At 72.1% G+C, this 13,588-nt stretch carries 11 protein-coding genes; 8 read left to right on the top strand and 3 right to left on the bottom strand.

Annotated elements, in window-relative coordinates; translation table 11 throughout:
- From AC3ANM_RS05170 to AC3ANM_RS05140, 7 genes are all read left to right on the top strand, one after another.
- On the top strand, positions 1-372 hold the full coding sequence (locus AC3ANM_RS05170) for a YlxR family protein (RefSeq protein WP_488287076.1): 372 nt from the start codon (positions 1-3) through the stop codon (positions 370-372).
- A 107-nt stretch (positions 373-479) separates the two neighbouring features.
- Positions 480-3,392: a translation initiation factor IF-2 gene (gene infB / locus AC3ANM_RS05165; protein ID WP_488287075.1), complete on the top strand. Its 2,913-nt coding sequence runs from the start codon at positions 480-482 to the stop codon at positions 3,390-3,392.
- Positions 3,393-3,511: 119 nt separating this feature from the next.
- Complete coding sequence (gene rbfA, locus AC3ANM_RS05160; RefSeq protein WP_488287074.1) at positions 3,512-3,994, top strand: 30S ribosome-binding factor RbfA; 483 nt, start codon at positions 3,512-3,514, stop codon at positions 3,992-3,994.
- Positions 3,991-4,896 carry a tRNA pseudouridine(55) synthase TruB gene (truB, locus tag AC3ANM_RS05155; protein WP_488287073.1) on the top strand — a complete coding sequence of 302 codons (906 nt, stop codon included), beginning with the start codon at positions 3,991-3,993 and terminating at the stop codon, positions 4,894-4,896. The genes rbfA and truB overlap by 4 nt, the downstream gene beginning before the upstream one ends.
- A 9-nt stretch (positions 4,897-4,905) precedes the next feature.
- Positions 4,906-5,865, top strand: coding sequence for a bifunctional riboflavin kinase/FAD synthetase (locus tag AC3ANM_RS05150; RefSeq protein ID WP_488287072.1), 960 nt, complete (start codon positions 4,906-4,908; stop codon positions 5,863-5,865).
- Positions 5,866-6,048: 183 nt separating this feature from the next.
- Positions 6,049-7,896, top strand: coding sequence for an AMP-dependent synthetase/ligase (locus AC3ANM_RS05145; RefSeq protein ID WP_488287071.1), 1,848 nt, complete (start codon positions 6,049-6,051; stop codon positions 7,894-7,896).
- Between the two features lie 193 nt (positions 7,897-8,089).
- Positions 8,090-9,253, top strand: coding sequence for an alpha/beta hydrolase (locus AC3ANM_RS05140; RefSeq protein ID WP_488287070.1), 1,164 nt, complete (start codon positions 8,090-8,092; stop codon positions 9,251-9,253).
- A 12-nt stretch (positions 9,254-9,265) separates the two neighbouring features.
- On the opposite strand, the gene AC3ANM_RS05135 is transcribed toward AC3ANM_RS05140, so the two are convergent.
- Entirely contained in the window at positions 9,266-10,090 is an 825-nt protein-coding gene (locus AC3ANM_RS05135; RefSeq protein ID WP_488287069.1) for an SGNH/GDSL hydrolase family protein, read from the bottom strand.
- An 88-nt stretch (positions 10,091-10,178) separates the two neighbouring features.
- Between AC3ANM_RS05135 and AC3ANM_RS05130 the strand changes: the two genes are divergently transcribed.
- On the top strand, positions 10,179-12,161 hold the full coding sequence (locus AC3ANM_RS05130) for a TIGR03960 family B12-binding radical SAM protein (protein WP_488287068.1): 1,983 nt from the start codon (positions 10,179-10,181) through the stop codon (positions 12,159-12,161).
- A 94-nt stretch (positions 12,162-12,255) separates the two neighbouring features.
- On the opposite strand, the gene AC3ANM_RS05125 is transcribed toward AC3ANM_RS05130, so the two are convergent.
- A complete protein-coding gene (locus tag AC3ANM_RS05125) occupies positions 12,256-12,411 on the bottom strand; it encodes a hypothetical protein (RefSeq protein ID WP_488287067.1) in 156 nt (51 codons plus the stop codon).
- Between the two features lie 172 nt (positions 12,412-12,583).
- Entirely contained in the window at positions 12,584-13,570 is a 987-nt protein-coding gene (locus tag AC3ANM_RS05120) for a hypothetical protein (RefSeq protein WP_488287066.1), read from the bottom strand.
- Positions 13,571-13,588 lie beyond the last annotated feature (18 nt).

The raw sequence follows: 13,588 nt of genomic DNA, 5'->3' as shown, positions 1-13,588 counted from the left end.
GTGGTCCAGACCGATCGGACGTTTGACGTCCGTGTGCGGCCATCCCACTCCACGGCACGTACGTGTGTGGGCTGCCGTTCGCGTGACGACCGGTCGTCACTGCTGCGAGTCGTCGCGGTGTGGAATGAGCAGGAGCGCGAGCTCGTTGCCCATCCTGATCCCCGACGTCGGCTGCCCGGGCGTGGCGCATGGCTGCACCCGACACCGGAATGTCTCGAGCTCGCCGTGCGACGCAGGGCGTTCGCGCGGGCCTTGCGCGTCAAGGCCCCGCTGGACACCTCCCGCGTCAGCGCGTTCGTGCTCGAGGAGCAGCAGGCCGTCGTCGGTGGCTCCCCCCAGGAGCTGCCGGAACATGCAACCGAAAGCGGGTAAGACGCTGATGAGCACCCGATGAGTACTCACCGATGAGCACCCCCCAGCTTTAACGACGGTCCGCGCCTGTCGATCTCTCGATGGTCCGGACCGAGGACAGGAGAAACGTGGCTAAGGTCCGGGTCTACGAGCTCGCCAAGGAGCTCGGAGTCGAGAGCAAGACACTGCTCAACCATCTGAAGGAGCAGGGCGAGTTCGTTCGGTCGGCGTCGTCGACCATCGAGCCCCCTGTCGTGCGCAAGATCCGCGAGACGTTCCCCGCCGAGCTCGCGGGCGGTGGCGCGGCCAAGACGGCCGCCCCCGCCAAGAAGGCGACCCCCGCCAAGCCGGCCGCTCCGGCCCCGGCTCCGGCGGCTCCCGCCCCGGCACCGGCCAAGCCGGCCGCCGCGGCCCCCGCCCCGGCTCCGGCCAAGCCTGCTGCCGAGGCGCCGGCCAAGCCGGCCACCCCGGCTCCGGCCCCGGCTCCGGCGGCCCCCGCCAAGCCCGAGGTCGAGGCCCCGGCGGCGCGCACCTCGCCGACCCCGGGCCCGCGTCCGGCGTCCAAGCCGGCCCCGGCTCCCGAGGCCCCTGCGGCTCCGGCCGCCCGTGAGGGTGGCCAGGGCGCCACGCCGGGCCCGCGCCCCGCGCCCCGTCCGGGCGCCCCGCGTCCGGGCAACAACCCCTTCGCGCCCAGCCAGGGCATGCCGCGCGACGGCCGAGGCGGCCAGCGTGGCCGTGACGGCGGTCGCGAGGGCGGCCGTGACGGTGGCCGCGAGGGCGGCGCCCCGCGTCCGGGCAACAACCCCTTCGCCTCCAGCCAGGGCATGCCCCGCCCGCAGGGCGGCAACCGCCCCGGTGGCACCGCCGGCCCCGGTGGGCCGCGTCCGGCCGCCCCGCGGCCCGGTGGCCCCCGTCCCAACCCGGGCATGATGCCCGACCGCGCTGCGGTCGGCCGTCCCGGTGAGCGCCCGGCCCGTCCGGGCGGTCGTCCCGGCGGCGGTGGCTTCGGCGGCCGTCCCGGCGGCGGTGGCCCCGGTGGCGGCGGCGGTGGCTTCGCCGGTCGTCCCGGCGGCGGTGGCCGCGGTGGCGCCGGTGGTCGTGGCTCGACGGCCGGTGCGTTCGGTCGCGGTGGCGGCCGTCCGGTCCGTGGCCGCAAGTCCAAGCGCGCGAAGCGCCAGGAGTTCGAGCAGATGCAGGCGCCGACGATCGGTGGCGTGAGCGTCCCCCGCGGTGACGGCAAGACCGTCGTGCGGGTGCGTCGCGGCTCGTCGCTGACCGACTTCGCCGACAAGATCAACGCCAACCCGGCGAGCCTGGTCACCGTGCTGTTCCACCTCGGTGAGATGGCCACGGCGACGCAGTCCCTCGACGAGGACACGTTCAAGCTGCTCGGTGCCGAGCTCGGCTACGACGTCCAGGTCGTCTCCCCCGAGGAGGAGGAGAAGGAGCTGTTCGACAGCTTCAACATCGACCTCGAGACGGGTATCGCGGCCGAGGACGACGAGGACCTCGCTCCGCGTCCGCCGGTCGTGACCGTCATGGGTCACGTCGACCACGGCAAGACCCGCCTGCTCGACGCCATCCGCAACGAGGACGTCGCGGCGGGCGAGGCCGGTGGCATCACCCAGCACATCGGTGCCTACCAGGTCCACAAGGAGCACGAGGGCATCGACCGCGCCATCACCTTCATCGACACCCCCGGTCACGAGGCCTTCACGGCCATGCGTGCCCGTGGTGCCAAGGTGACCGACATCGCGATCCTCGTGGTCGCGGCCGACGACGGCGTCATGCCGCAGACCATCGAGGCGCTCAACCACGCCCAGGCTGCGGACGTCCCGATCGTCGTCGCGGTCAACAAGATCGACGTCGAGGGCGCCAACCCCTCGAAGGTGCGCCAGCAGCTGACCGAGTACAACCTCGTGGCCGAGGAGTACGGCGGCGACACGATGTTCGTCGACGTCTCGGCCAAGGCCGGCCAGAACATCGACGGCCTGCTCGAGGCCGTCCTGCTCACCGCCGACGCGGCGCTCGACCTGCGGGCCAACCCCGTCCGTGACGCCCGTGGTGTCGCGATCGAGGCCAACCTCGACCGTGGCCGCGGTGCCACGGCGACCGTGCTGGTCCAGGCCGGCACGCTGCGGGTCGGTGACGCGATCGTCGCCGGCAGCGCCCACGGCCGCGTTCGCGCCATGCTCGACGAGCACGGCAAGAACATCGCCGAGGCGGGCCCGTCCCGTCCCGTCCAGGTGCTCGGCCTGTCCTCGGTGCCCCGCGCCGGTGACACCTTCGTGGTGGCCCCGGACGACCGCACCGCGCGCCAGATCGCCGAGAAGCGTGAGGCTGCGGACCGTCAGGCCTCGCTGGCCAAGGCCCGCAAGCGGATCAGCCTCGAGGACCTCAACGAGGCCCTGGCGGCCGGCAAGGTCGAGACCCTCAACCTCATCCTCAAGGGTGACGTGTCGGGTTCGGTCGAGGCGCTCGAGGACGCCCTGCTCCAGATCGACGTGGGCGACGAGGTCGACCTGCGGATCATCGACCGCGGCGTCGGTGCGATCACGATGAACAACATCAACCTCGCGATGGCCTCCGACGCCATCATCATCGGCTACAACGTCCGGGCCGAGGGCCAGAACGCTGACTACGCCGAGCGCGAGGGCGTCGAGATCCGCTACTACTCGGTGATCTACCAGGCCATCGAGGAGATCGAGGCGGCCCTGAAGGGCATGCTCAAGCCGGAGTACGAGGAGGCCCAGCTCGGCACCGCCGAGGTGCGCGAGGTGTTCCGCTCGAGCAAGTTCGGCAACGTGGCCGGTTCGCTGGTCCGCTCCGGCGAGATCAAGCGCGGCACGAAGGCCCGCCTCACCCGCGACGGCGTCGTCGTCACGGAGAACCTCGAGATCACCGGTCTGCGTCGCTTCAAGGACGACGTCACCGAGGTCCGCGACGGCTTCGAGTGCGGTATCAACCTCGGCAGCTTCAACGACATCAAGATCGGCGACGTCATCGAGACGTACGAAATGCGCGAGAAGCCCCGCGCCTGACGCGAGGCTGATCAACACGGTGGGCCGCGGGTTCTTCAACCCGCGGCCCACCGTGCGTGAGGCCGCCACCTCGAGGGGTGGCTCGCGCAACCCAGACCACTTGTAGGAAGGTAAGACCCATGGCTGATCCGGCACGGGCACGCAAGATCGCTGACCGCATCAAGGTCCTGATCGCCGAGAACCTCGAGTACCGCGTCAAGGACCCCCGTCTGGGGTTCATCACGATCACCGACGTGCGGGTCACCAACGACCTGCAGCACGCGTCGGTGTTCTACACGGTGTTCGGCTCGGACGAGGAGCGGGCGGGCACCGCCGAGGCGCTCGAGGCGGCCAAGGGCAAGCTGCGCTCCTTCGTGGGCAAGCAGATCGGGATCCGGCTGACGCCGACCCTGGAGTTCTTCGCCGACGCGATCCCCGAGAACGCCGCCCACCTCGAGGACCTGCTCAAGGAGGCGCGTGAGCGCGACGCCGCCGTCGCGGCCGCCGCCGCCGGAGCGGTCCCCGCGGGCGAGGCCGACCCCTACCGCAAGCCGCGGGAGGACGAGGACGACGACCTGGGCGAGGACATGGATGAGGACGACCGGGAGGCCCGGCGCGCGTGAGCCCCGAAGGCCTGTTGATCGTCGACAAGCCGGCCGGGTGGACCAGCCACGACGTGGTGGCACGGGCGCGTCGCCTGTGCGGCACACGCCGGGTCGGTCACGCCGGCACGCTGGACCCCATGGCCACGGGCGTGCTCGTGCTCGGGGTCGAGCGGGCGACCAAGCTGCTGACCTTCCTGGTCGGCTGCGACAAGACCTACACCGCCACCATCCGGCTCGGGCAGACCACGGTCACCGACGACGCCGAGGGTGAGGTGACCGCGGCCACCGACGCCTCGGGCGTCACCGACGAGGCGGTGGACAAGGCGGTCGCGGCACTCACTGGCGCGATCGACCAGGTCCCCAGCGCCGTCAGCGCCATCAAGGTCGACGGCAAGCGCTCGTATGCGCGGGTGCGGGCGGGGGAGGATGTCGCCCTCCGGGCGCGGCGGGTCACCGTGAGCCACTTCGAAGTGCTGGACCGGCGCCACGTCACCGTCGACGGCCGCGACGTGCTCGACCTCGACGTCGTGGTCGAGGTGTCCTCGGGCACCTACGTGAGGGCGCTGGCCCGCGACCTCGGCGCCGCCCTGGGCGTGGGTGGCCACCTGACCGCGCTGCGCCGCACCCGCGTGGGCCGCTTCGACCTCGAAGCCGCGCACACGCTGCCCGAGCTGGAGCAGGCGGCGGAGGCGGACGGCATACCGGTGGTGCCGCTGGCGGACGCGGCACGCGCGTCCTTCGACGTGCGCGAGCTGAGCGAGGACGAGACGCGGGCCGTCAGCCACGGGCAGCGGATCCCCTCGCGCAAGCCGCTGCGCGAGGAGCCCGTGGCCGCGATGGCGCCGGACGGGCGGCTCGTGGCGATGCTCGACGAGCGGGGCACGCTGGCCCGCACCCACGTCGTCTTCCCCGTTCCGTAGAGTGTCCGCGTGCTGCGATGGACCGACCTGACCCAGATCCCTGAGGGCTTCGGCCCGAGCGTGGTGACGCTGGGCAACTTCGACGGCGTGCACCGTGGCCACCGGGCCGTGCTGGGCGCCGTGATCGAGCAGGCCCGCGAGCGGGGGGCGCTGGCGGTTGCCGTCACGTTCGACCCCCACCCCGTGGCGGTGCTGCGCCCCGAGAAGGCGCCGGAGACGATCACGCCGCTGGAGCTGCGCCTGGACCTGCTCGAGGGCACCGGCCTCGACGCGGTGCTCGTGCAGGAGTTCACCACCGAGCTGGCCGGGTGGACGCCGGAGCGCTACGTCGAGGAGGTCTTCGTCGAGGCGCTCGGCGCGACCGCGGTCGTCGTGGGGGAGGACACCCGCTTCGGCGTGCGCAACTCCGGCGACGTCACCACCTTGCGCGAGCTGGGCGCCAAGCACGGCTTCGACGTCGTCGTGCTCGAGGACCTCGGAGGGGAGCGGCGCTGGTCCTCCAGCCAGGTCCGCGAGCTGGTCACGGCCGGCGACGTGGCCGCCGCGGCGCAGATCCTCGGCCGCCCGCACCGGGTTGCCGGCACGGTCGTGCACGGCGACCACCGCGGCCGCGAGCTGGGCTACCCCACCGCCAACCTCAGCCAGGAGATGGGCGGCCTCGTCCCCGGCGACGGCGTCTACGCCGGGTGGCTGCTGCGCCTGGACCGGTCCGAGGACGACGCCGACCGGGTCATGCCGGCGGCGGTCTCGATCGGCACCAACCCCACGTTCGACGGGCACCAGCGACGGGTCGAGGCCTACGTGCTGGACCGCACCGACCTGGACCTCTACGGCGAGCAGGTGGCCGTCGAGCTGGTCGAGCGGCTGCGCCCGACCGAGCGGTTCGACTCGGTCGAGGAGCTGCTGGAGCAGATGGCCCGCGACGTCGAGCAGTGCCGGACCGTGCTCACCTCGATCGTCCCCTCGTAGGCGACCACCCGGCATACCAGAGGGGTCGAATCGGCGTGTCCGACTTGTCCACTTTTGTCAGGGTCTTTACTCCCTGAGCAGACGCTGGGAGGATTCCGGGTCGGCCCGGACACCCCGCCGGGCCGGGAGCTGTCGAGCCCGCCTCACGACCGAGGCGTCACACCACCCCGGAGGTGCCACCGCATGGGTAGACCGTCGGTGCAGGACGAGCAGGTCAACCACGCCGTCATCCAGGACCGCGCACCCACCGTCGCGCACCTGTTCCGGGACCGGGTCAAGGCCAGCCCGTACGCCGAGGCCTTCCGCTACGTCGCCGGTGACGAGTGGGTGTCGATGACCTGGGAGGAGGTCTCGGCCAGGGTCGACGTGCTCGCGGCGGGCCTGATCGCCCTGGGCATCGAGCCGGAGGACCGGGTGGCGGTCGCCTCCCAGACGCGGATCGAGTGGGTGCTCTCCGACCTGGCGGTCATGCTCGCCGGCGCCGCCACGACCACGCTCTACCCGACGACGGCGGCCCGCGACAGCGCCTTCATCGTGGGCGACTCCGGCAGCCGCATCGTCATCGCCGAGGACGTCACCCAGGTGGTCAAGCTGCGGGAGCACCGCTGGGAGCTGCCCGACGTCGAACGCGTCATCGTCATGGACGGCAAGGCCTACGGCGACGACGGCTGGGTCCTGACCCTGGCCGACCTGGAGGCCCTCGGCCGGCGCCTGCTCTCCGCCGAGCCGGACGCCGTCGACCGGCGGATCGCGCGGATCCGCCCCGACAACCTGGCCACGGTCATCTACACCTCGGGCACCACCGGCAAGCCCAAGGGTGTGCGGCTGACGCACAACTCCTGGACCTACACCGTCGCGGGCATCGACTCCCTGGGCCTGCTGGACGAGGACGACGTGCAGTACCTCTGGCTGCCGCTGGCCCACGTCTTCGGCAAGATGCTGCTGGTGCTGCCGCTGCAGGTCGGCTTCGCCACCGCCGTCGACGGCCGGGTCAACCGGATCGTGGAGAACATGCCCGACGTGCAGCCGACCTTCATGGGCGCGGCGCCGCGGATCTTCGAGAAGGCCTACAGCAAGATCACCACGATGGTCGCCGGCGAGGGCGGGGAGAAAGCCCGGCTGTTCAGCTGGGCCATCGGAGTGGGCCGGCAGGTGGCCGAGCTGCGCCAGCGGGGGGAGAAGCCGCACGGCATGCTCGCCGCCCGCCACGCCATCGCCGACAAGCTGGTGCTGCACAAGATCCGTGACCGCTTCGGCGGGCGGGTGCGCTTCTTCATCTCCGGCTCCGCGGCGCTCGACCCCGAGATCGCCCGCTGGTTCGACGCGGTCGGCATGCCCGTGCTCGAGGGCTACGGCCTGTCCGAGACCAGCGCCGCCTCCTTCGTCAACCGCCCCGGCTCCTACATCCCCGGCACCGTCGGCTGGCCGGTGCCGGGCACCCAGGTCCTCATCGCCGACGACGGGGAGGTGCTCATCAAGGGCCCCGGCGTCATGCAGGGCTACCTCAACCAGCCGGAGGCCACGGCCGAGGCGCTGGACATGGGCGGCTGGCTGCACACCGGCGACATCGGCAGCATCGACGAGCACGGCTTCCTGCGGATCACCGACCGCAAGAAGGACCTGTTCAAGACCTCCCAGGGCAAGAACGTCGCCCCCTCGGCGATCGAGGCGATGTTCAAGGGGATCTGCCCCTACGTCAGCCAGTTCATGGTCTACGGCGAGGGCCGGCACTTCGTCACGGCGCTGATCACCCTCGACTACGACGCGATCACCGAGTGGGGTGTGGCGCACGGCCTGGCCGGAAGCCTGTACCGCGAGATGGTCACCTCCACCGCCTGCCGCACCATGGTGCAGGAGCACATCGACGAGCTGAACAGCCGGCTCAACCGGTGGGAGACGATCAAGAACTTCATCATCCTGCCGCGCGACCTCTCGATCGAGGAGGGCGAGCTGACCCCCAGCATGAAGCTGCGCCGCCGGGTCGTCGAGGACCGCTTCCGCCCCGACCTCGACGCGCTCTACCAGACCTGAGCCGCCCGCCCTGCCGGGGCGAGCCTGCCCCTCCCGGGGCGAGCCTGCCCCTTCAGGGGCGGGCGTGGCCCCGCCCCTGAGGTGACTCACCGGGTGTCTGCAGGCTTCTCCCAGCCGCCGGCCCCACACTCGGCCGCGTGGGCAGTCACGCCCCGGCGGCCGAGCCGGGGCGGGCGCCGTGAGGGAGGGGCCGATGTCGCTGCTGGGCGCACCGCTGCTCGTCCTCCTCGGCGTCCTCGCCGTCGGGTCGCCGGTGCTGGCCGCGGTGCTCTGGTCGCGCTGGCGCGGCCCCCGCGCCGTGCGTGCGGTGCAGCGCGCGGCCTCCCTGCTGCTCTGCCAGGTCACCGCGGTGCTGCTCGTCGCGGCTGCCCTGAACGACTACGGCTACTTCTACTCCTCGTGGTCGGACCTGGTCGGCGGGTCCTCGACCGCGGGGCGGGTGGTGGCTGACGCGGTCCACCCGGTGGGCCGCGCCGGCAACCAGGTCGCTCCGGCGGCGGTGCGCGTGGTGAGCACCATGGCCGCCGGGCAGGGGGTGCGGATCGCCCCCGGGTGGACCACCCAGGCCCAATGGCCCACCCGGGGGCGGCTCGAGTCGGTCGTCCTGTCCGGCCCGCGCTCGCAGCTGAGCGAGCCGGCGATGATCTACCTGCCCCCGCAGTACTTCCAGCCGGCGTTCGCCCACCGCGCCTTCCCCGCGGCCGAGGTGCTGACCGGCTACCCGGGCTACGAGCAGAGCCTGGTCACGCGGCTGGACTACCCCGGAGCGCTGCTCAAGCAGCTGTCCGCGGGCCGGGCCGGCCCGATGGTGCTCGTGATGCTGCGGCCCACCGTGGCCCCGCCCCGGGACACCGAGTGCACCGACGTCCCCGCCGGGCCGCAGGCGCTGACCTTCTTCACCGCCGACGTGCCCGAGGCGGTCCGCCACCTGGCGCGGGTGCGTCCCCTCGGCTGGGGCGCCATCGGCGACTCCACCGGCGGCTACTGCGCGGTGAAGATGGCCCTGACCCACTCCGAGGTGTTCACCTCGGCCGTGGCCCTTTCCGGCTACTTCACGACGTTGCAGGACGGCACGACCGGCGACCTGTGGGGCGGCTCGAGCGTCGTGCGCGAGCTGAACGACCTGCAGTGGCGGATCACGCACCTGCCGCCGCCGCCCGTCTCGCTGCTGCTGACCATCTCGCGGGAGGAGCCCGGCATCACCGGCTACCGCGGCACGAGGGCCTTCCTCGGGGCGGCGCGCCCGCCCACCCGGGTCGACTCGCTCATCGTCGACCACGGCGGGCACAACTTCAGCACCTGGCGTGCGCAGCTCCCGCAGGCGCTGGACTGGCTGTCCGTGCACCTGCACGCCTAGACCCCGCGTCGATCAGCGGCCCGACGCGGCAAGCAGGGCACCGGCGATGAGCCGGTGCCCTGCGGCGTTGGGGTGGTCGCCGTCGGCCGCCAGCAGGGGGGTCGGGTTGCGGCTGCCGTCGCCCTTGAACGGGGTGTAGAGGTCCACGCAGGTCGCCCCGGTGCGCCGCGCCGCGTCGCACAGGGCCGCGTTCAGCGCCCGGCTGAGCCGGTCGCTCCAGGCCAGGTATGCCGTGCCCCGCGCCGCCGCAGCCTCGTCGCCGTCGTCGAAGACGTTCCAGTAGCCGGTGACGAGGACCTGCTCGTGGGGGTCGCCGCGCAGCTGCTTCGCGAGGGAGACCAGCTGTCCCACGGTGGCGCCGACCCGGGCCACCTGCGGGCCCCAGCAGCTCTGCGGGCAGCCGCCGCTGCTCCACTGCTGCAGGGCGGGGTAGAGGTCGTTGGCGCCGATGGTCACGAGCAGCACGTCGCCACCGGCCACCGCGTCGCGCAGCGGCCCCGGCCGGCCCAGCTCGTCCAGGAGCTGGGTGCTGGTCAGCCCGCCGGCGCCGAGGTTGCTCGCCGTGGCCGGGGTGCCCCGGGAGGTGAGGGCCCGCGCATACAGGCGGACGAAGTCGACGCAGTTGCAGGCGTTCCCGGCGGTGACCGAGTCCCCGATGCCGACGACCCGCAGCGGGCCGCCGGCCCCGCGCTGCGGTGGGGCGGGAGGGTCCGCCGTACCCGCGGCGGTGAGCAGCGCCGTGGCGAGCAGGGCCAGCGAGGACAGCAGGACCAGGACCCAGCGTCGACGGGAGCGCCACCGGGTGGCAGGGCGCGGGCTCGGCCGCGATCGGCTCACCCGGCGCACGGTACCCCGCCAACCTTGGCGCGCCACGGCACACCGCGGCGTTCGAGGGCACGGCGCGGGGCGGGTTACCCTTGAGCCCATGCCTGGCGAGTCCCTTTTTGCTGCCCTGGAGCCGTTGCTGGAGCAGGTGAGCAAGCCGATCCAGTATGTCGGCGGTGAGCTGAACTCCACCGTCAAGGACTGGAACTGCGGGGGCTTCGGTCCCGGCGGCGAGGAGCTCACCGCGAGGTGGGCGCTGATGTACCCCGACGCCTACGAGGTCGGCGTGCCCAACCAGGGCGTCATGATCCTCTACGAAGTCCTCAACGAGCGCCCGGACGCGCTCGCCGAGCGGACGTATGCCGTGTGGCCGGACATGGAGGCCCAGCTGCGGTCCGCGGGCGTCCCGCAGTTCACCGTCGACGGGCACCGCAGCGTGCGCGACTTCGACGTGTTCGGGCTCTCCTTCTCCACCGAGCTCGGCTACACCAACATGCTCACCGCCCTCGACCTCGCGGGCATCCCGCTGCACGCGCGTGACCGCGGCGACGAGGACCCGGTCGTGGTGGCCGGTGGGCACGCGGCGTTCAACCCCGAGCCGATCGCCGACTTCATCGACGCCGCCGTGATCGGCGACGGCGAGCAGGCGGTCCTGGAGATCACCGACATCGTCACGACGTGGAAGGGCGAGGGTCGGCCCGGCGGCCGCCAGGAGCTGCTGATGCGCCTGGCCCGCACCGGCGGGGTCTACGTGCCGGCGTTCTACGACGTGGACTATCTGCCCGACGGCCGGATCAAGCGCGTCGCCCCGGCGGCGCACGGTGTGCCGTGGCGGGTCGCCAAGCACACGGTCATGGACCTCGACGCCTGGCCCTACCCCAAGCAGCCGCTCGTGCCGCTGGCCGAGTCGGTCCACGAGCGGATGTCCGTGGAGATCTTCCGCGGCTGCACCCGCGGCTGCCGCTTCTGCCAGGCCGGCATGATCACGCGCCCCGTGCGGGAGCGGAGCATCACCGGCATCGGCGAGATGGTGGAGCGCGGGCTGGCCGCCACCGGCTTCGAGGAGGTGGGCCTTCTCTCGCTCTCGAGCGCCGACCACTCCGAGATCGCCGACCTGACCAAGGGCCTGGCCGACCGCTACGAGGGCACCCAGACCGGGCTGTCGCTGCCGTCCACCCGCGTCGACGCGTTCAACATCGACCTGGCCAACGAGCTGACCCGCAACGGTCGCCGCTCCGGCCTGACGTTCGCCCCCGAGGGCGGCTCCGAGCGGATCCGCAAGGTCATCAACAAGATGGTGTCCGAGGAGGACCTCATCAACACGGTGGCCGCCGCCTACGGCGCGGGCTGGCGGCAGGTGAAGCTGTACTTCATGTGCGGCCTGCCGACCGAGACCGACGAGGACGTGCTGCAGATCGCCGAGCTGGCCAAGAAGGTCATCGAGACCGGCCGGCGGGTCAGCGGGCGCCGGGACATCCGGTGCACCGTCTCCATCGGCGGGTTCGTGCCCAAGCCGCACACGCCGTTCCAGTGGTGCGGGCAGCTCGGCGCCGAGGAGACCGACGCGCGCCTGACCAAGCTGCGCGAGGCGATCCGCTCCGACAAGCGCTACGGCTCCTCGATCGGGTTCCGCTACCACGACGGCGAGCCCGGCATCGTCGAGGGACTGCTCTCGCGCGGTGACCGCCGCGTCGGCAAGGTCATCGAAGCGGTCTGGCGCGACGGCGGGCGCTTCGACGGCTGGAGCGAGCACTTCTCCTTCGAGCGCTGGATGCGTTGCGCCGCCGAGGCGCTGGCCGACGAGCCGGTCGACGTCGCGTGGTTCACCACCCGTGAGCGCGACCAGGCCGAGGTCTTGCCCTGGGACCACCTGGACTCGGGCCTGGACAAGGACTGGCTCTGGGAGGACTGGCAGGACGCTCTGTCCGAGACCGAGGTCGAGGACTGCCGCTGGACGCCGTGCTTCGACTGTGGCGTGTGCCCGCAGATGGGCACCGAGATCGAGATCGGACCCACCGGCAAGACGCTCCTGCCGCTGACCGTGCTCAACTCCGGCCGGGACCAGCTGCTCGAGACGCACTGAGCCACCCGCCATGCCGGCACAGGCGAAGGCCGCCCGCACCCCGGAGGGTGCGGGCGGCCTCGTGCTGTGTCGCCCCTTTGGTCGACCGGATGGGTCAGATCCCGCCGAAGCCGCCGCCACCCCGGCGCGCCTCGTAGTCGTAGTCGATGACGTCGGAGCCGAGCTCGTCCCGCGACCTGCTCCGGTTCCCCCGGAGCGCGGCGGCGAGGAGGAGGAACAGGGCGGCGACCCCGAGGAAGACCCACACCATGACGACCCCTCCTGACCCGACCGCACCGTGCGGTCACCCCATGGACGAGGATGCCACCCGGATGGTTGCCTGGCGGGCACAACTCGCGCGCCGGTGCACGCTCGACCTACCTCGCGGGCGTTCGGGTGTCAGGACGCGCCGAAAGTGACACGACGTCGGTCGCCCGGTCCGGTCAGGACAGTTGGGACAGCCAGTCCGTGGCGTTGAGCGCCAGCTCGGCGTCGGTGCCCAGCGGGTCGTTCCACCCGTCATACAGGGTGTTGCCGCTCTGGCCGGTCCCGTCGTCGACGGGGGAGGAGTCGCCCCACAGGGCGACCCGGCCCGAGCCGAACTGGCTCACGGCGAAGAAGCAGCCGGTGGAGCCGGTGTTGGACACGGCGTTGCGGTAGAGCAGGCACCGGGCGTTGGGGTTGCTGCTCGTGGAGATGGTGAACGTCGTCCCGCCGCGCAGGATGCTGCCGGTCACCACGCCCCACGGGCCGTCGATGACCGGATGGGTCTTCGCGGCCGTCGGGATGTTGGTCTCGTTCTCGCTGGAGTAGTTCTTGTAGTCGACGGTGATGCCGAAGGGGTTGGTGTTGTCCACCCCGTTGCTGGTGAACAGCTGGTTGGCGATGTCGACGCTGTCCACGCCGTCGTTGTTGCGGTCGCTCTGGTCGTGGTCGGTGATGAGGAACAGGCCGCCGCCGTTCTGCACGAACTGCATGATCGCGGTGCGCTCGGCGGCGGTGAACGCGGTGTTGGGCTCGGGGATCACCAGCTCGTCGAAGTTCTTCAGGTCAAGGCTGCCGGTCGTGCCGTAGGTCAGCGCCGACGTCGTCGTGCGCAGCGTGGGGTAGTAGGTGGGGTACTGCGCCAGCGAGACGCCCCAGGAGGAGATCGCCCCGGTCCAGTCGGTCTCGGAGCTGGGGGAGGAGTTCTGGTTGTAGGGGTTCGGGATCGAGGTCGAGATGATCCAGTCGGCGTTGCCGGCCGTCTCGGCATGGCCGTTGTCGAACAGGATCCGCGCCGAGGTGGCGGTGGCGGCGGCCGGGACGGCGGCCGGGGCTCCCGGCGCCGAGGACGGGGCGGGGGCGGCCTGGGCCGATCCTGCGCTGAGGGCGGCGGCCACGACGGCCAGGGCCGCGGCGGAGGTGAGGGCGAGACTGCGGGTCGGCACAGTGTTCTCCTTGTGTGT

This window comes from Oryzihumus sp. JJN4-3R (assembly GCF_057747915.1).
This window is presented reverse-complemented; position numbering and strand designations above follow the sequence as displayed.